This is a genomic window from Verrucomicrobiia bacterium, from assembly GCA_019634625.1.
Taxonomy (GTDB): Bacteria; Verrucomicrobiota; Verrucomicrobiia; order Limisphaerales; family CAIMTB01; genus CAIMTB01.
Genome location: JAHCBA010000074.1, coordinates 1 through 17,752, shown reverse-complemented (window position 1 = coordinate 17,752; position 17,752 = coordinate 1). Strand labels below are relative to the sequence as shown.

The following is a 17,752-nucleotide window of genomic DNA, read 5'->3' as shown; positions in this document are numbered from 1 at the left end:
CCTCGATTCCGGTGGTGGGTAAGAGCCTGTCTGGAAACTGGAAGGGGCCCCATGAAACGTGGTCCTCCGATGCCACACTTTGCGATCGTCGCACCTCGCCCCACCCCTCCGGGATGCACGGCCCGGCTCAGCGTCGCCGCCGGCGGGCCGGCGCCGCGTAGTAACCACCGCGACCCACCGGTCCGCCCCGGACCCGGCCCGTCGGCAACGACGTCCGCCGCCCCTCATCGAGGACCACCGAGTATTGGTAATCGAAGCCCTCGAGTTTCACCCGCTCGATCCGCTGGCGGATGTACCGTTCGATCGCCGCCACCCTGGGCGCGTCCTCGGTCAGCATCAGTGTGAACGCATCCCCGCTGGCCCGGGCCCGGCCCGTGCGCCCGATGCGATGCACGTAATCCTCGGGATGCTCGGGCACATCGAAATTGATCACGTGCGTGACGTCCGCGATGTCCAGGCCGCGCGCCGCGATGTCCGTTGCCACCAGCACCTCGTAGCGCCCCTCCCGGAACCCGCTCAACGCCTGTTCCCGTTCCTTCTGCGTCCGGTCGGAGTGAATGACAGCCGCCTTGTGCGATGCCTGCCGCAACATCCGCAGAACGCGGTCCGCGCCCCGCCGGGTGCGGCAGAACACGATCGCGCTCTCCCAATGCACATTCTCCAGCACCGCCAGCAGCAGTTGTTGCTTTTGCGCCTCCGCCACCGGGTAGAGCACGTGCTTTACCGTCTCCGCCGGCGACCGGCGTTGCCCGATCTCGATGGTCACCGGATCGTGCATCGCCCATCGGATCAGCCCCTCGATCTCCGGGGGCACGGTCGCCGAGAAGAGCGACGTCTGTCGCTGCCGCGGGCACTCTCCCACGATGCGCCGGACGTCCGGCAGAAATCCCATGTCGAGCATCCGATCCGCCTCGTCCAGCACCAGATGCGTGACTCCCCGCAAATTCACCGCCCTTTGGCGCAAATGATCCAGCAACCGGCCCGGCGTCGCCACCACCACGTCCACGCCCTTCCGAAAGGCCTCCCGCTGGCGCTCGTACCCGACGCCCCCGTACACCACGACCATCCGCAACCGGGTGAACCGGGCCAGCGTACCCAGCATTTCCTCGGTCTGAACCGCCAGTTCCCGCGTGGGCTCGAGCACCAGCATTCTTGGCCCCGGCGCCGGTTCCCCCAGCATCTGCAGGATGGGCAACCCGAATGCCGCCGTCTTCCCCGTCCCCGTTTGCGCGGATCCAATGACGTCGCGCCCTTCAAGGATGCGCGGGATCGCCTGCATCTGAATGGGGGTGGGCTCCGTGTACCCGCAGGCGCGAATCGCTTCCAACATCGACGCGCCCAGGCCAAGTTTCGTGAAAGGCACGGGCCCTTCTACCGGGTTCGCCGAGCCGCGCAAAGCCCGGAGACGCCGCCCTCGTCGCGTCCCGTGCATCCCGGAGTTGTGGGTGAGAAGGCAGCGAATCGGAGGGACGAGCTCCGCGAGTCCTCAACCCAACGCTCCACACCGTTGCGGCCTCATGGAACTCCGCCCTCCGAAGCGCCGCTCAGCGGAGTTCCCTCCTCAACCACCACTCCGGGATGCACCGCGTCGCGTGCCGAACGGGACACCTTTCCGGTCTTCGACACTCCTTTGGACCGCCAACAGCTCGTTCTCGAAACCGGATGCACCATTGATATTGATAGAGTGCCCGGCATTGTACTATTGACCGTTTCATATAGTACGCCCGGCATTTTGCTGTTGACGACCCACGACACCTTTTCCCCAGTGGCCCGATAGGAATCCTGGAAAGCACGAGGGTGTAGAGGGTGTAGTGTGGCGTCATCAATGAAATGCCTGTCCTGATGCCGTGATGCGTCATTTGAGCGGTGAGCGGTGCGGCAACCGTGTGTTGGCTTCGGCGGCGATCCGGCCACCACGGGTGCGGGAGGGGCGGGGCGCCTGGCGTTGGGAGAGACATGCGGCTGCCGATCCCCGCAAACGACCGACAGGACGGTTCTGAGGGCAATGGAGTTGTCGGACTCGATGAGGATCCAGCTCTCCCCCGTTCGGTGTTCCGGCTTCAGCCGGCCCTGGCAGCCCCGGTTCGCTTCTCGAAGCCCGGACCCCGACACGTCACAACTTGGAGACGCAACGCCCGACCACCACTCAGAGATTGCTTCGCCGTCCGGTCAGTGGCATGCGGCGGGAAGCCATGAGCCGATCAACCGCCTCCCGCCTTGCCGGTGTCGCCCTTGCCGTTGCCCTTGCCATTCCTTCCGCCCCATCCGGCACCCTTTATGTCCATCCTTCGCGCGGGACTGACACCGCGGTTGGAAGTTCCGATGCCCCGCTCCGGACCCTGGAGACCGCACTCCAACAGGCGCGTCAAGCCGCCCGTCCGGCGTCCATCGTTCTCGCCGAAGGACGCCATGAACTCGCGGCGCCGCTCGACCTGGGACCCGATGACACCGGCCTCACGCTCATGGCGGCCCCGGGCGCTGCACCTGTGGTGAGCGGTGGGCAACGCCTGTTGGGCTGGAAACCGGATCCCGACCGGCCCGGCCTCTGGACAACCATCCTTCAGGATGTCCAACAGGGGCGCTGGTATTTCCATCAACTCTTCGTCAATGGAGAGCGGGCCCCGCGGGCACGCACCCCGAACGAGGGATTCCTTCGCGCCCGCGGCCCGCTCGGCACCAACAGCCCCATCGCCCTTCCCTTTCATCCCGGCGACCTCAGATCCGAGTGGGCCCAATTCCCAGACGCCCGGCTCGTCATGCTCATGAAGTGGACCGATCTCCATGTGCCAATTCGTTCCATCGACGCCGGAACCCACGTCGCCCACCTCGCCGGCGGCCCGCGTCCCTACTGGATGAACGAAAATGACGCCCGCTACTGGGTCGAGAATGTCCCGGACGCCCTCGATGCCCCGGGCGAATGGTACCTGGACCGCGCCACCGGCAAGCTCTCATACCTTGCCCCCGACGGACTCAACCCCAATCAGGCGGTCGTCGTGGCTCCACGCCTGACCGAACTCGTCCGGGTCACCGGCGATCCCACCTCCGCACGCACCGCCGACCGCCTGACCTTTCGCGGGATCACCTGGACCGAGACGGACTACGCCATGCCCGCCGACGGTCTGATCTCCCCCCAGGCTGCCGTTCCCGTTCCCGGCGCCTTTCGCGTCACGTTCGCGGCCGACGGCCTGATCGAGTCATGCCGGTTCCTCAATCTCGGCGGCTACGCCCTGGAACTCGGCCGCGGCGCCCAACACTGGCGCATCGCCGGCAATGAGATCCGCGGCTCCGGCGCCGGCGGGTTGCGCCTGGGCGAACCCGGCGACCGCGAACCCGACGCCCTGTCCGCCTGCCACAGGCACACCGTCATCGACAATCACCTCCATCAACTCGGCCGCATCTTTGCCCCCGCGGTCGGTCTCATCGTCTTCCAGTCCGGCGGCAACCGAATCGCCCACAACCGCATCCACGACCTCTACTACACCGCCATCTCCGTCGGTTGGAACTGGGGCTACCGGGAAACGCCATGCCGGGACAACCTCATCGAGTTCAATCACCTTCACGACGTCGGCCAGGGTCGCCTCAGCGACATGGGCGGCGTCTATACCCTTGGCCCCCAGCCCGGAACCATCGTCCGCAACAACCTCATTCACGACGTCATCAGCTACGACTACGGCGGGTGGGGACTTTACACCGATGAGGGCAGCACCGGGATCGTCATGGAGAACAACGTGGTGTACCGCTGCAAGAGCGCCGGCTTCCACCAGCACTACGGACGCGACAATCTCATTCGGAACAATATTTTTGCCTTCAACCGCGAGAACCAGCTCATGCGCACCCGGGACGAGGACCACACCTCCTTCCGGCTGACCCATAACATCGTCTATTTCGACTCCGGCCAGCTCCTGGGCAGCTCCTGGCGCAACAACCGTTTCATTCTCGATCACAACCTTTACTTCGATCGCCGGGCGGGCAGCGACCCCGCGGCCTTGCGCTTCGCCGGAGGCACCTGGTCCGAGTGGCGCGCCCGCGGTCACGACGCCAACTCGCGGATTGCCGACCCGCTTTTCGTGGACCCGGACCGGGACGATTTCCGTCTGCGCCCCGAATCCCCCGCACTCGCCGTCGGATTCCGCCCCATCGACACCAGCCGCGTCGGACCGCGCCCGGGCCCGCGCCCGGGGTCAGATCTCTGATTTTGACAATTGCGCCGGCTTCGGGGCTCCACGGTGTCAAATGTCAAATTCAGAGATGCGACCCCGGAGTTTTCGAGGCCGCAGGGGTGTGGAGCCTTGGGTTGAGGTCTCGCGGAGCTGGTCCCTCCGGTTCGCAACCTCCTCACCTGCAACTCCGGGGAACTTCACCTTGCAATTCTCCGGCGACAGCGGAGGCTCTCCGCGCTCTTTGAAACCACCGGTCAAGTGACCGGTCGGAACATTTTCCAGCGTCAGGGAACCCCGTGGGAATCGGGGACGGTTGCGCCACTGTGACGGGCTACGAACTCCAATTGGACCACTGCCGGACCATTGCCGAAGGCGGGAAGGTCGGAGCAAGGCACGATGCCCGAAGTCAGGATACCGGCTGGAACATGCTCATCTCGGCGCGCCTCGCGTGAGGCGGCCGACTTCTCCGCAAAGAGAAGGATGAGGCCAGTTCGTCCGGCTGCGCCCCCGGGTGCCGCCGCGATGAAACTTCACGGTTTGCGCCTTCCTTCGTGATTTGCCGGAGGAAGGCGTTTGTGTTTCCGGGCCGCGCGGCCCGGCGGGCGCCTCCCCGGTCTGGTCTCCCCGTAACCCTGGACGCTCCACCCCGCACCTCGGGGCGGACGATCCTCCGCAGGCAGACCCGACCCATGAACCCCCAATCCCTCCGATTCCACACGCTCACCCTCGCCCTGGCAGCAGTGGCCCTCACGCCCCGCGCCGCCGCGGCAACGCTCGACGACATCCAGTTCTGGACCGGCAGCGGCCTCCACCGTGCCGCCCTGGTGATCGACTGGAAAACCGACGATACGCCGTCCTCGCTGGTCTGGGGCTTTCGCTGGGACGGCGAAGCCTCCGGAATGGACATGCTCCTGGCGGTGGTCGCCGCGGACTCCCGGCTCTTCGCGCACCTGGGACAGTTCGACTGGGGCACCGCCCTGCTCGGGGTTGGATATGACCTCAACCATGACGGCGCTTTCGCCGTGGAACCCGGCCTCTCGTTCGAAGGGAGCGGCCTTTCCTGGAACGTGGGATCCGGCGCGGCCAACGATTCACGGACGGCGGTGGGTGGCGCGGATCTTTACCGCGAGGGTTGGAACACCGGGTTCTGGTCCTATCACCTGCGCGGGTCGTCTTCCGGGGACTGGGAAGGGGCGGTGACCGGCGCGGCAGGGCGTTCGCTCGCCGACGGGGTTTGGGACGGCTACAGCTTCGCGCCGGGCTTCGTCGGGTTGGCGCCCTCCGAGCCGGTGGCAGCCCTGGTGCCGGAGCCAGGCATGCTCTCCCTGCTGGCCTTTGGATCCCTGATCCTCGCATGCACGCGCCCTCGACGCTCCTGACCCCTGGCCCGGTCCGCCTGGGGATCCTGGGAATCTCGATCCTGCTCGTCCACGCCGGACCGCCGGGCGCAGCCGGCTACGGCGTTCCCACCCCGCACGCCGTGGAGGTGATCGCGTGGGAAGGTCCGTTCGGCCCGGCGCCCTACGACGATCCCCTCGCCGCCCTCGGGCCGCCCGCAACCGAATTCCTCGACCCGTTCCGTCCCGGCACCCTGCGGCAGGTGAGCCTCGTTGAACCGCCGTTTCACCTGGGACCCGACGGCACCACGAAGTTGATCACCACGATCCAGGAGGGCGGGTCGCTGATCGTGCGGTTCGAGCAACCGGTCTTGGACGACCCCGCCAACGCCTACGGGATCGACTTCCTGGTGTTCGGGAATGCCTTCTACGGCGCGCGCGGGATGGTCGGTGACGGCGCCGACCTGGGCAGGGTGAACCTGTCGGGGGAGGCCTTCTTCGAACCAACCCATGTCTCCGTCAGTCCCGGGTACTCCGGCCGGCCCGGAGAGGACCCCGACGACTGGCGGTCGTGGGCCTGGTACCGGTACGAAAACGGTCCGTATGCGGACACCGCCTTCCCGACCCAGGCGTTCCGGTGGGATCGTCAGGCCGTCGCGTGGAGCGGAACGCTCATGGACTTCGCCAAGCCGGTGAATCCCGCCCTCGCCCCGCTGTTTCTGGCCGGCGCCGGGACGTTGCCGACGGTGGCGGACGCCATCGACCTCTACGATGGCGCCGGTGGCGGCACGGGTTTCGACCTCGCCGAATCGGGCTTCGCACACATCCAGTACGTCCGGATCGAGGCGTTGCCCGGCTACGGCGGGGGCGAAATCGATGCCTTCGCCGCGACCCGTCCGATGGCCTTGGGGGACAGCCTCACCGTGGCGCCCGGAAATCTCGGGCAGGGCCCGGCGACCCTTCGGTTCAAACATCCGTCGGACACCATGCCCGTCGCCCTGACGCTCCGTTTCACCGAACTGGACGGGGTCCTGCGCGTCGCCACGCAACCCTTGGAAGACGCGGCCCCGCCCACGCCTCCGCCCGGCGACGTCGACGTCGTGGCCGGAGCGCTCATCGAACTGCAACCGCTCGCGGCAGCCGAATTGCCCCGGCATCAGGCGGAGCTGCACATGGCTCCGGCTTCGCGCTATGCCGGCTCCGGAGACGACCTGCAACTCCTGCGGTGGGATCAGGATCACTGGCAGCCGGAACCGTTCCACTACCATCCGGACACCCGGATGGTCGCAATGTCCGGGGCCTTCACGGCCGGCCGTTACGTTTTGGTCCGGCGCTCACTCCTCCCACCTGGGTCCCTGTTCATGGGGCGCGATGAGGAGGGAGCGTACCTCCGGTTCGAAGCCGTGGCCGGTCAGGCGTACACCCTGGAACGGACCACCGCCTGGTCGGCCTGGACAGAGGTTGCCCAGATGGCACCCGGCGACGGCACGCCCGTGACCTGGCGTGACCCCGATCCCCCGGGGGGCGCGGCGTTCTACCGGGTCCGGCAGGACGGGCCTTGAACGGCCATGCACCCCATTCCTTCCCCCGGGAGGCGCTGTCACGGGAGAACACGCCGGCACCCGGCCTTCACCCTTGTCGAACTGCTGGTGGTCATCGGCATCGTCGCCCTCCTCACCAGCCTCCTCCTGCCGGCCTTGGCGCGGTCCAAGGACCGGACCCGCAGCGTGGCGTGTCTCGGCAACCTCCGTCAGATGGCCATCGCGGCAGAGGCCTACACGCTGGCCCACGACGACGCCTACCCGATCGCGTATTACACGCTCGTCCAGGACGGCGTGACGGTGGCCCAGGCATGGGACCTCACGACCCGCTTCGAGAATCCGCCCCGGGTGGTGCCCGGCCTGCTCTGGGAAGGGGAAGGCACGGAACAGGTCCAGCAATGCCCGTCCTTCCGCGGCCCCGCCAACTGGCTCGATGACCCCGTCACCGGCTACAACTACAACACCAGCTACCTCGGCCGGGGTCAGTTTGAGTCCATCCCCTCCCCGGCCCGTGCCGCCTGGGTCAAGCAACCCGCCGGGACCGTGGTGTTCGGCGACGGGCAGTACGCCGGCGGCGCCAACAAGTTCATGCGCGCCCCGTGGCCCAGCCCGGGGGATGCGGGCTTCCGCGGACGCTGGTCCGGCACCCAGGGATTCCGCCACACCGGCCGCAGCAACGCTTCCTTTGCGGACGGCCACGCGGCCTCGTTGCAGCGACGACACACAGACAATGCCGACGGCACCGACCGGGTGGCCCCCGGGACAGGTTTCCTTTCCCCCGACAACAGCCTCTATGACTGGGAGTGAGAACCCGGGCCCGGAACACGATCCGTCCCGGTGCCCTCTATGCGGCGGGCCCAACCACTGCCAGCAATGCACCCAGGATCCCTACAAGGGCCCCTGCTGGTGCTTCAGGGAAACCATCCCCGAAGCGCTCCTCGCCCTGGTGCCTGTCCCCTTGCGCAAAGCCGCCTGCATCTGCCAGGCCTGCCTCCGCGCCTTCCATGACGCGACCCGCCCGGAACCGCCCGTGGTCGTGCCGATGCCGGGCGACTTCTATTGGGAGAACGGCAGGGTCGTGTTCACCGAGGCCTACCTGCGTCGCCGGGGGCTTTGCTGCCGGAACGGCTGCCGGCATTGCCCCTACGGGTACAAGGCGCCCCGGCACGACCCATCCCCGTCCCCTTGCCCCGGGACGACCCTGTAACAGCCCTAAACTTCGTGCATATGCACGAAGTTTAGGGCTGTTTTATGCCCGGTTCCGTTCCTTCCCTCAGTGCAGGGCCAGCAGCAGGGTCAGTCCCGCCCCAAGACTCCCCAACGTCACCGGAATGCCGTACCGCGCGTATTCCCAGAATCCGACCTCGCAATGGCCGCGTGCGGACTCGACGACAATCAGGTTCGCCACCGATCCCAGCAGCGTGAGATTGCCCCCGAAGGTCGTCGCCAACGCCATCACCTTCCACATCAGCGCCGGATCCTGGAAGGCCAGGAGCCATCGCCCGGCAACCAGCACGAAGGGGACATTGGAGAAGACATTCGACCCGGCGACCGAGAACCACGCCAGATTCCAGGCCTGTGAGGTGGCCGTGCCGCCAAACACCCCGCTCAAACCCCGGTAAAGCCGTTCCGGCAATCCCGTGTCGTTCAACCCCTCGACCACCACGAACAGCGCCGCAAAAAAGACCAGCAGATGCCAGTCCACCCGTCGCAGGACTTCATGCGTGTCCCGCCGTGCCAGCACCATCACCAGCGCCCCGCCCGTCAACGCCGTCCACGCCAGGTGAAATCCCATCAGAAATCCTGAAAACACAAACACCAGCCCCGCCGCCGCCAGAACCAGCAGCCGACGGTCCACCGGCTCGCCCGTTCCCTCCTCCTTCCGGGCGATCGTCAAGCCGCGCAACTGCCGCGCAAACCCGATCCGCAGTATGGCGTACTGAATCAGCAAGCCCACCGCGGCGACCGGGATCAGCGCACCCGAGAAGTCCCGGAACGCGAGCCCCGACATCTGGCCGATCAGCATGTTCTGCGGATTACCGACCAGCGTGGCCACGCTCCCGATGTTCGCACTCATCGCCAGGGCCAGCAGGTACGGCGGCAACGGCAAACCGCCCCGCACCACCACCCGCACCACCAGGGGCGTCAGCATCAGACAGACGGTGTCATTGACCAGCAGCGCCGAAAGCACACCCGAGGCCAGGATCAGGTACAGCAGCAGGCGTTGGGGCGTGCCCGCCACCCGCAACACCCAGTCGGCCGTCCACCCGAAAAAGCCCGCCATGTCGAGGTACGCCGCGATCAGGCTCATGCCCAGAAGCAGCACCAGCGTGTTGTAGTCCACGGCGCGATAGACCTCGTCCGGGGTCATCACCCCGCACACCACCATCAGCACCGTCCCCAGCAACGCCGCCGCCGGGCGATTCAACGGCAGGATCTTGAGCCTCCGGCCGCAGATCAGAAGGTAGGTGAAGGCGAAAATCGCAATGGCGGCGATCTCGTGCGGAAGGTCGGTCATGGAAGGCCCCAGGGCCCGGCCGGCATCGAATCCCCTTCCCCAGCCCAACGCAACCTCATTGCCGGCCCAGGACGGCGGGCGCATCCCAGGATCCTGGAACGTGCCCAAGCCACCCCTCGTGGGGACTCGTGGAACCCGGCCCTCCGAATCGCGTCTCCTCACCGGCTTGCCGCGGCGCGGGGCGATCGATACGGTGCGCGCCGTTCATGAGGGAGGTACTCGTTATCGGCCACCGGAATCCAGACCCGGACGCGGTGTGTTCCGCGATCGGGTATGCAGAGTTCAAGCGCCGCACCGGCCTCCTGGACGCCGTGGCCGCCCGGTGCGGCGACACCAACGAACGGATTGATTTCATCCTCCGGACGTTCGGTCTCCCGGCACCGCGGTTCGTGGCCGACGTCTCCCCCCGGGTGGGTGACGTGATGGAGACCAATGTGCTCAGCGTGAGCCCGGACGCGACGGTGACCGAGGCGATGACGCTGATGGACAACGCCAGCATCCGGGTGCTGCCCATCCTCGACGGACAGCGCCGGTGCCGGGCCCTCGTGTCGGTGTTCAAGTCCAGCAAGTTCTTCTATCCGGCGGAGGGGCGACCGTTCGACTCGCGGCGGGTGATGGGCAGCCTGCGCGGCCTGACCCGCGCCCTGCGGGGAAGGATGCTGTGCGCCTTCGAGCCGGACCGGGAGGACGACCTCACCATGATGATCGGGGCGATGAGCCGGACGTCCTTCGCGGCCCGCCTCGACCGCAACCCGCCCGAGAAACTGCTGGTGCTGGTGGGCGACCGGGTGGACATCCAGCAACTGGCCGTCTCCGCCCGCGTTCGGGCGCTGGTGGTGACCGGGGGACTGGCGGTGACGGACGAGATCGTCGAGGAGGCCCGCCGGAACGAGGTTTCCCTGATCGTGTCGCCGGTGGACACTGCGACCACCGCCATGTTGTGCCGCGCGGCGATCCCGGTCCGCCACTTGCAGGACGAACACTTCCTGTCGTTCCACCGGGACGAACCGCTGCGCCGGGTGCGGGAGATGGCGACCAGTTCGGGGTTTCCGGCCTTTCCGGTGGTGGACGACGACCGGCGGGTGGTCGGGATGCTGACCAAATCGGATTTCCTCAAGCCGGTGGAACGGCAGTTGATCCTGGTGGATCACAACGAGCTGTCCCAGGCCGTCGCCGGAGCGGACGAGGTCGAGATCATCGAGATCATCGATCACCATCGGATCGGGGCGCTGCGGACGCGCCAGCCCATCCTTTTCCGGAACGAACCGGTGGGCTCCACCAGCACCATTGTCGCCGACTGTTTCTTTCGGTACGGGGTCGAATTGCCGGCCGCGATCGCCGGGGTGCTCCTTTCCGGGTTGGTGGCCGACACCCTGAACCTGACCTCGCCGACCACCACGGCGCGGGATGCGGAGATCCTGGCCCGCCTCGAGGAACGTTCGGGCGTCCGGGCCCGGGAGTTCACCGAACGGCTGTTCGAATCCGGCTCGATCCTGGTGTCGCATCCCCCGGAAACGGCGATCGTCTCGGATTGCAAGGAGTACGCCGAAGGGGAGCTGAAGTATTCGGTGGCCCAGATTGAGGAGATCGGGTTCGACAATTTCCGTCGCCGCCAGGACGCCGTTCGCGCCGCGGTCGGCCATTACCGGCGGTCCCACGGTTACTTCTTCTCGGCGCTGCTGGTGACGGATGTGGTCGAGCAGACCTCGCTGCTGGTGATCGACGGCGACCCCGACTTCCTGAAGACCATCGATTACCCGGAGGTCGAGCCGGGACTGTACGAGATGGCGGGAATCGTCTCGCGGAAGAAGCAGTTGCTGCCCTACCTGACCCATCAACTCGCCCGCTGCCCGGCCTTGGATCGCGGGGCCGGACGCGGAAACCTTCAGTAGGAAAGCACCCGGTCGAGGAAGCGTCGGACCTGGGGTGCGGTCGGATGGTCGAGCATCTCCGCCACCGGACCGTGGGCGGGGATGCCCCCGTCGCCCACGAAGGCGATATGATCCGCGACCCGGCGCGCGAATCCCATCTGATGCGTGACCAGCACAATGTCGCGTCCCTCGGCCCGAAGCTCCGCAATCATGTCGAGCACCTCCGCCGTCATCTCGGGATCGAGGGCCGAAGTGGGTTCATCGAGGAGCAGCCAGCGGGGACGGATCGCGACCGCCCGGGCGATGGCCACACGCTGCTGCTGGCCGCCGGAAAGCTGGGCGGGACGTTTGGCGGCATGCGCCTCGAGCCGGAAGCGGACGAGCAACTCCATGGCCTGGTCCCGCGCGGCGCCGGGTGCCAGGCCGTGGACCCGCTCCAGCGGGAGGGTGATGTTCTGCAAGGCCGGGAGATGGGGGAACAGGTTGTGAGCCTGGAAGACAAAGCCGGTTCGCGCCCGGTGGCGGTGCAGTTCCGCAGGGCTTTCGAAGGGGATGGGCGCTCCGTCGAGTTCGATCCATCCGGCCGAAGGATGTTCCAGCCCCCCCAGCAGCCGCAGCAGGGTCGATTTGCCCCCGCCCGACGGGCCGATCAGGACGAGTGCGCGAGTCTCCGTCAGTTCGAGGTCCACGCCGTCGAGGACCGCATGACGGTCGAAATGCTTGGCCAGTTCGCGAAGCCGGAGGCGCATGGCGTCAGGTGTCGAAGTGGGCGCGACCCTCGAGATACCGGGCCCACAGGGAGAGCGGAAGCGTCAGGACCAGATAGCCGGCCGCCAGGGGGAGATAGCTCTCCAGCGTGCTGTACGTGAGGGCGTTCACCTGCTGGGCGTTCAGGGTGAATTCCCCGATCCCAATCACCGACAGGAGCGACGAATCCTTGATCAGCGAGGCGAACTGGCCGGTGACCGGCGGCAGAATCTGCCGGAGCGCCTGGGGCAGGACGACGAAGCGATAGGTCTGAACCCGGCTCAGCCCGATCGCCCGGGCCGTCTCCCATTGCGACTTCCCCACCCCGTCGATCCCCGCGCGAACGATCTCGGAAAGGTAGGCCCCCGAAAAGATCGAGAGCGTGAGCACCCCCACCAGGATGCGGTGCTCGATCCGGAATGCCGGAGCGACGACGTAGAAGAACAGGAGGATCTGGACCAGCAACGGCGTGCCTCGAATCAGCTCGACGTACAGCCGCGCCAGGGCGCGTGCCGGTAGAAACGAACCGCGGGCCAGCAATGCGGTGACCACGCCAATTCCCGTGCTCGCCGCGAGCGCGGCGGCGGCCAGGCCCACCGTGGTAAGCCATCCCTGCCAGAACAAGGCGCGGTACCGCCACGGTGCCGACCAGTTCCAGTCATACTGAAGCTGCTGGAACGCGAAGTTGAACACCAGCGCCAGCAGGCCCCCCATGAGCGAAAGGTGGAATCCCCACCGCAGCATCGAGGGAGGACGTTCCATCGTCGGGAGCGGAATCACACGCCTCGCGCCTCAGAAGTAGAACGGCAGCCCGAGTTCCTCGAAGGCGTCCTTCTGCTCCTTCAACCAGCGCTCCCCCAACCCTTCAAAGCCGCCCTCGCGCCGGTAGGCCTCGAGGAAGCCGTTCACCTGCTGACGCAGGGCATCGTTCCCCTTGCGGATCCCGATGGCCCATTGCTCGGTCTGGAACGGATCGAGCAGCGCCCGCGTGGTGCCCTCGTTGCGCCGCCAGTGCTGGAAGACGGACATCCGGTCGTAGAGGAAGGCGTCGGCCTTGCCCTGGACCACTTCCAACACCGCCGCCGCTTCGTGGTCCAGGACCAGAAGTCGGGCCTCCCGGAAGCGGGCCGCCGCGTAGGTGTGGCCTGTGGTGCCCTTCTTGACCGCCACCACCCGGCCCGGCCGGTCCAGATCCGCCGCCGACTCCACGGGCGCCTCACGGCCCACCAGCAGGCAGAGGCCCGTCTCGAGGTACGGCTCCGAGAAGTCGATCGATTCGGCCCGTTCCTCGGTGCGGGTCAGCGACGACAGGATGAGATCGATCTTCCCGGTCTTGAGGGCGGGAATCAGACCGTCGAAGGCGATGTCCTCGATCCGCAACTCCCGCCCCAGCGCCCCCGCCAGGGCACGGGCCAGATCCACGCTGATTCCCGCGGGACGGCCCTGTTCATCCTTCATCTCGAACGGCGGATACCGAAGCTCCATCCCCACCACCAACGGCCGCTCTTCCCCGGATGGCACGCAACCCGCAGCCAAAAGGCCGGCGGCCACTACGCCCAGGAAGGCGCGGCGCCCAAGGTGGGAACGCACACCCGCAGCGTCCCGGGGCGCGAAGGACCTGGAACGGTTGCGAAGGACGGCGCGAACCTTGACTGCCACGCCGCATGAAACCACACGCCGGCCGCGGTCATCAACCCGAGGTTCCGCTGCACCCCCTTCGTGTGGCGTCCGGCGCAACGAATTCCGCCACCCCGCGCTAGACGAAGCGCGTCCGACCCGGCATCGCCATCGGCTCGGGTTCGAACTTCGTGTCCCAATCCTCGATGGGGGGCACGAGGACCTGCTGGGAATTGAGGATCATGTCCCAGGTGATCTTCTGCCCCGTATAGGCGGCGCTTCGGCCCAGGATGCCCAGCAGCGTGCTGGTGGCCATCCACTCGCCGTCATTGATGGGCTTGCCGGCCCGGATGCTGGCGAACAACTCGTCGTGCTCCACCTGGTACATGTTCGGCCGCGGCCCCTGGTATCGCCAGGGGCGCTCCCCGGTGATCGAAGGCCCCCGACCGTCGATGGTCGCGGTTCCCTTCGTCCCCAGAACCACCAGGTTGTTCTCCCCGTAACACCCCGGAATCTGCCGTTGAGCGAGAAAACCCAGCGTCCCGTTGTCCCAGGCGTAATTCGCCTCGATGTGGTCGTAGATGTTCCCGCCGTGCGCCGGGATCTGCCGGCCGCCCACCGCGGTGGCCGACGCCGGCATGCGATCCTGCATGGCCCAGGCCAGCCAGTCGCAGGTATGCACCGCCTGCTCGACAAACCCGTCGCCACTCAGCCAGTTGAAGTTGTACCAGTTGCGGATCATCCACTCGATGTCGGTGATCCCCGCCGGGCGCGATTCCGCCGGCGGCATCGGCTTCACCGGGCCGGTCAGATAGGTCCCGTACAGCGCCCGGATCTCCCCGATCTGGCCGTCGTGAATCCGCTTGAACAACTCGCGCAACGGATAGTCGTAGCGCCAGCAGAAGCCGGCCACGATCGCCAGCGACCGTTCCCGCGCCAGACGGGCCGATTCCAGCACCGACCGGACCCCCGGCGCGTCCGTGGCCATCGGCTTCTCGCAGAACGTGTGCTTCCCCGCCTCGACCGCCGCCCGCAGATGCACCGGCCGGAAGCCCGGTGGCGCAGCCAGCAGCACCACATCCACCCCGGAAGCGATCACCTTCTGGTAGGCATCCAGCCCTACGAACCGATTCTCCGGCTTCACCTGGACCCGGTCTTCTCCCACCTCGCCAACGACCGAGCGAAGAGAGCCCTGGATCGCCCGCTCGAAGACATCCCCCATCGCCGTCAACTGGCTGTTCGAATCCGCCGCCAGGGCCTGGGCCGCCGCCCCCGTGCCGCGTCCACCACAGCCCACCAGGCCGATCTTGATCGTGTCGCCCGGCGATATGGCCCGGGCCCTCGAAGTCAGCATGCGGGGTGCCGCCACGGCGGAGACCAGGGCCGCCGCCGTCGAGGCCTTCAGAAAGTCGCGGCGCGTGGCCGGGGAAGAGGAGGATTCGTTCACGGGTCGTAACGCTGTTCCGCTTCCCCTAGTGAATTCCCCGCAAGGAGTCAACCTCGCCGGGACATTCCCCCTCGAACCCAACGAACGTCCACGTCCTCCAATCCTCGGTCCGGGACCGTCCCCTGGCGCCCCCCTGATACACCGGTTCCCATCCGGTATCCGAGTCGCCGGGCCTGTCTGAAAACTGGAAGGGGCCCTGCGACGAGGGATTTTGGCATGGGCCATGGAGGCGAGGCCGGCACAGGCCAATAGAACCGTCGCCCGAAGGGTTTTCAGACAGGCTCCTAGATCTGCTCGAAGTAGCGCCGCTTCTCCCAGTCGGTCACGGCGTCGTCGAAGGCCTGCTGCTCCAACCGGGCATGACGCACATAGAAGTCCACCACCGCGTCCCCGAAGGCGGTTCGCGCCAGACTGGAACGTTCAAAGAGGTCCGTGGCGTCGCGGAACGTCGCCGGCAGGCGCGGCAGCCGCACGTCGGTGTAGGCGTTGCCCCGGTACTCCTCCCCGCAGTCGAGCCCCTCCTCCATTCCCGCCAGCGCGCCCGCCAGCGTCGCCGCCAGGGCCAGATAGGGATTCGCATCCGCCCCCGGCATCCGGTTCTCGATCCGAAATGACTTCCCGTGACCCACAATCCGGAACCCGGTCGTCCGGTTGTCCGTGGCCCATGCCATCCGCGTCGGCGCCCAACTGCCCGGCTGATACCGCTTGTAGCTGTTGATGGTCGGCGCAAAGAAGAGACTGAGTTCGGGCGCGTACTTCATCAGGCCGCCAAGGGCCTGCCGGAACAGTCCCGAGGCCGCCCCGTGCTGACCGCCGACCGCCGCGGCGTCCCCGCCGCTCCAGAACGCATTGTGACCCTCCTTCCAGAGACTCAGATGCACGTGACACGAGTTGCCCGCCTCGGCCGGGGCGATCTTCGCCATGAAGCTGATGCTCTTCCCCTGCTGCGACGCGATCTCCTTGACCGCCTGCTTGAAGATCGTGTGCCGGTCCGCCATCTCGACCGGGTCCGCGTACCGGAAGTTGATCTCGTGCTGGCCCCGGCTCCACTCGCCCTTGCTGTTCTCGATCGGCACCCCCGCCGCCGTCAGTTGGTTCCGGATCGCCCGCAGGATCGGTTCATCCCGTCCAGGCTGCATGAGATGATAGTCGATCCGGTAGTCGCTCGACGGTGTCAGGTCCCGGTACCCGCCTGCAAAGGCGTCCGGATAACTCTCGTTGTACAGATAGAACTCCAGTTCGGTGGCACAGCAGGCCGTATAGCCCCGTCCGCTCAGTCGCTCCACCTGACCCCGCAGCACCGAACGCGGCGCCTCCGCCACCAGCGCCCCATCCCCGCGCCGGTAATCGCACAGCACCAGTGCGCTCGCCGTCTGCCACGGCAGGACCCGCAGCGTCCCCAGATCCGGGCGCAGCTCGAAATCCCCGAAACCCGCCTCCCAGTTGGCCACCCCAAACCCGTCCAGTGGATCCATGTCCAGATTCACTGTCAGCAGGTAGTTGCACCCGTGCGTCCCATCCGGCACCACGTGCTCCAGGAAGAAGTCCGCCCGGTACCGCTTCCCCACCAACCGACCGAACGGATCCGGAAACCCCACCAGCACGGTGTCCACCTCACCCGACCGGACCCGCAACACAAGTTCTTCAACCGTCACGCGCCAACCCTATCGAGCCGCCCGCCCGCCGGGAAGCGGCGTCTGCTCGCCCAACCCTTCCAACCGCGGAGCCTCCCGCCTTACCGCGTTTCCCGGATGTAGCGAAAGGTCATCCCCTCGTTGCGCATCGCGAAACCATCCCCCGCCATCGCACCCTCCGTACGCCCCGCCCCACGCCAGCGCATCTCGAGCCTTGAACCCCTCCGCGTGACGTCGGCCACCACCTCGCGCCCGACCTCTTGCCCCGACGGTGCAACAAACCGCGTCTCGCTGACGCAGGTCCCATCCCGCCGGAATGTCATGGTCCCGGACCGAACCTCGGTGATCGCTCCGCCATGCACCAACGTGGCAGGAAGGTCCTGGTCATCAACGCCGATCAGCCGGTACACCCCGGCGAGTTCGGAATCCGGCAGAGGCTCTGGGACGCGATGGCACCCGGCCAGCGTGAGTCCCAAGGTTAACAGGATGACGGCCATACGGGCGCCGACCGTTCGATGGGGGAGGTAACCTGCCGCAGACATCAGCGCTTTCACGAGCGCGATCCAACACCCCACAGCCCGCACCCAGTGAATCGTTTTTCCCGATGCCTCCATCGAATATTAAATTATTTAAATTAAAAGCCTGACTGGTTTTATTGACTCTTCCAATTAGTAGACTGACTTTTTTTGTTTACTCCCTGCCATCTCCCCATCACCCTTTGCCCCATCAATTCGGTCTCCCTCACCCCCACCTCATGAGAACCCCTCGCATCAAGGTCGATCCCTCTCTCCCTGCAGTCTATCACTGCATGTCACGCGTCGCTGGTCGCCTTCACCTACTCGACGATTCCGCCAAGAACAAGTTGGTCAACATCCTCCAT

General features: G+C 66.6%; 14 protein-coding genes, 1 pseudogene and 1 riboswitch. Of the genes and pseudogenes, 7 read left to right on the top strand and 8 right to left on the bottom strand.

All coding sequences use genetic code 11. The features are described 5' to 3' along the window. Positions 1 to 127: 127 nt before the first annotated feature. Positions 128 to 1,432, bottom strand: coding sequence for a DEAD/DEAH box helicase (locus KF833_23705; protein MBX3748324.1), 1,305 nt, complete (start codon positions 1,430 to 1,432; stop codon positions 128 to 130). A gap of 760 nt (positions 1,433 to 2,192) precedes the next feature. Here KF833_23705 and KF833_23700 point away from each other — a divergent pair. The 6 genes and pseudogenes from KF833_23700 (at position 2,193) to KF833_23675 (ending at position 8,245) form a co-directional block, all read left to right on the top strand. Next, complete coding sequence (locus KF833_23700) at positions 2,193 to 4,193, top strand: right-handed parallel beta-helix repeat-containing protein (GenBank protein MBX3748323.1); 2,001 nt, start codon at positions 2,193 to 2,195, stop codon at positions 4,191 to 4,193. Positions 4,194 to 4,399: 206 nt separating this feature from the next. Then, a riboswitch (cobalamin riboswitch) is annotated at positions 4,400 to 4,598 on the top strand. A gap of 251 nt (positions 4,599 to 4,849) precedes the next feature. After that, the gene (locus KF833_23695) at positions 4,850 to 5,539 is read left to right on the top strand and encodes a hypothetical protein (protein MBX3748322.1); all 690 of its coding nucleotides are present in this window, start codon (positions 4,850 to 4,852) and stop codon (positions 5,537 to 5,539) included. Next, positions 5,515 to 7,059 (top strand): hypothetical protein, encoded by a 1,545-nt coding sequence (locus tag KF833_23690; GenBank protein ID MBX3748321.1) that lies wholly within the window; start codon positions 5,515 to 5,517, stop codon positions 7,057 to 7,059. Before KF833_23695 ends, KF833_23690 begins: the two co-directional genes overlap by 25 nt. 6 nt (positions 7,060 to 7,065) lie before the next feature. After that, a complete protein-coding gene (locus KF833_23685) occupies positions 7,066 to 7,845 on the top strand; it encodes a prepilin-type N-terminal cleavage/methylation domain-containing protein (GenBank protein ID MBX3748320.1) in 780 nt (259 codons plus the stop codon). Continuing rightward, positions 7,832 to 8,035, top strand: a pseudogene (locus KF833_23680) (cysteine-rich CWC family protein). Before KF833_23685 ends, KF833_23680 begins: the two are co-directional and overlap by 14 nt. A gap of 45 nt (positions 8,036 to 8,080) precedes the next feature. Beyond that, positions 8,081 to 8,245, top strand: a complete 165-nt coding sequence (locus KF833_23675) for a hypothetical protein (GenBank protein MBX3748319.1) — start codon at positions 8,081 to 8,083, stop codon at positions 8,243 to 8,245. Positions 8,246 to 8,311: 66 nt separating this feature from the next. Here the strand turns inward: KF833_23675 and KF833_23670 are convergent, their stop codons facing one another. Beyond that, a complete protein-coding gene (locus tag KF833_23670) occupies positions 8,312 to 9,556 on the bottom strand; it encodes an anion transporter (protein MBX3748318.1) in 1,245 nt (414 codons plus the stop codon). Positions 9,557 to 9,762: 206 nt separating this feature from the next. On the opposite strand from KF833_23670, the gene KF833_23665 reads away from it, so the two are divergent. Next, complete coding sequence (locus KF833_23665) at positions 9,763 to 11,448, top strand: putative manganese-dependent inorganic diphosphatase (protein MBX3748317.1); 1,686 nt, start codon at positions 9,763 to 9,765, stop codon at positions 11,446 to 11,448. Here the strand turns inward: KF833_23665 and KF833_23660 are convergent. The 6 genes from KF833_23660 to KF833_23635 form a co-directional block, all read right to left on the bottom strand. Then, a complete protein-coding gene (locus KF833_23660; protein ID MBX3748316.1) occupies positions 11,442 to 12,176 on the bottom strand; it encodes an amino acid ABC transporter ATP-binding protein in 735 nt (244 codons plus the stop codon). The two genes, KF833_23665 and KF833_23660, sit on opposite strands and share 7 nt — an antisense overlap. 4 nt (positions 12,177 to 12,180) lie before the next feature. After that, on the bottom strand, positions 12,181 to 12,936 hold the full coding sequence (locus KF833_23655; protein ID MBX3748315.1) for an amino acid ABC transporter permease: 756 nt from the start codon (positions 12,934 to 12,936) through the stop codon (positions 12,181 to 12,183). Positions 12,937 to 12,966: 30 nt separating this feature from the next. Continuing rightward, positions 12,967 to 13,659, bottom strand: coding sequence for a transporter substrate-binding domain-containing protein (locus KF833_23650; protein ID MBX3748314.1), 693 nt, complete (start codon positions 13,657 to 13,659; stop codon positions 12,967 to 12,969). Between the two features lie 271 nt (positions 13,660 to 13,930). Further along, complete coding sequence (locus KF833_23645) at positions 13,931 to 15,463, bottom strand: Gfo/Idh/MocA family oxidoreductase (GenBank protein ID MBX3748313.1); 1,533 nt, start codon at positions 15,461 to 15,463, stop codon at positions 13,931 to 13,933. Positions 15,464 to 15,522: 59 nt separating this feature from the next. Continuing rightward, positions 15,523 to 16,893, bottom strand: coding sequence for a glutamine synthetase (locus KF833_23640; GenBank protein ID MBX3748312.1), 1,371 nt, complete (start codon positions 16,891 to 16,893; stop codon positions 15,523 to 15,525). An 80-nt stretch (positions 16,894 to 16,973) separates the two neighbouring features. Then, positions 16,974 to 17,426 carry a hypothetical protein gene (locus KF833_23635; protein MBX3748311.1) on the bottom strand — a complete coding sequence of 151 codons (453 nt, stop codon included), beginning with the start codon at positions 17,424 to 17,426 and terminating at the stop codon, positions 16,974 to 16,976. Between the last annotated feature and the right edge of the window lie 326 nt (positions 17,427 to 17,752).

Excerpts from the sequence above, each read along its gene's own strand:
- KF833_23705 (MBX3748324.1), bottom strand. The coding sequence starts at position 1,432 with ATGCACGGGACGCGACGAGGGCGGCGTCTCCGGGCTTTGCGCGGCTCG.
- KF833_23700 (MBX3748323.1), top strand. The coding sequence starts at position 2,193 with ATGAGCCGATCAACCGCCTCCCGCCTTGCCGGTGTCGCCCTTGCCGTT.
- KF833_23695 (MBX3748322.1), top strand. The coding sequence starts at position 4,850 with ATGAACCCCCAATCCCTCCGATTCCACACGCTCACCCTCGCCCTGGCA.
- KF833_23690 (MBX3748321.1), top strand. The coding sequence starts at position 5,515 with ATGCACGCGCCCTCGACGCTCCTGACCCCTGGCCCGGTCCGCCTGGGG.
- KF833_23685 (MBX3748320.1), top strand. The coding sequence starts at position 7,066 with ATGCACCCCATTCCTTCCCCCGGGAGGCGCTGTCACGGGAGAACACGC.
- KF833_23675 (MBX3748319.1), top strand. The coding sequence starts at position 8,081 with ATGCCGGGCGACTTCTATTGGGAGAACGGCAGGGTCGTGTTCACCGAG.
- KF833_23670 (MBX3748318.1), bottom strand. The coding sequence starts at position 9,556 with ATGACCGACCTTCCGCACGAGATCGCCGCCATTGCGATTTTCGCCTTC.
- KF833_23665 (MBX3748317.1), top strand. The coding sequence starts at position 9,763 with ATGAGGGAGGTACTCGTTATCGGCCACCGGAATCCAGACCCGGACGCG.
- KF833_23660 (MBX3748316.1), bottom strand. The coding sequence starts at position 12,176 with ATGCGCCTCCGGCTTCGCGAACTGGCCAAGCATTTCGACCGTCATGCG.
- KF833_23655 (MBX3748315.1), bottom strand. The coding sequence starts at position 12,936 with ATGGAACGTCCTCCCTCGATGCTGCGGTGGGGATTCCACCTTTCGCTC.
- KF833_23650 (MBX3748314.1), bottom strand. The coding sequence starts at position 13,659 with ATGGAGCTTCGGTATCCGCCGTTCGAGATGAAGGATGAACAGGGCCGT.
- KF833_23645 (MBX3748313.1), bottom strand. The coding sequence starts at position 15,463 with ATGGCCCATGCCAAAATCCCTCGTCGCAGGGCCCCTTCCAGTTTTCAG.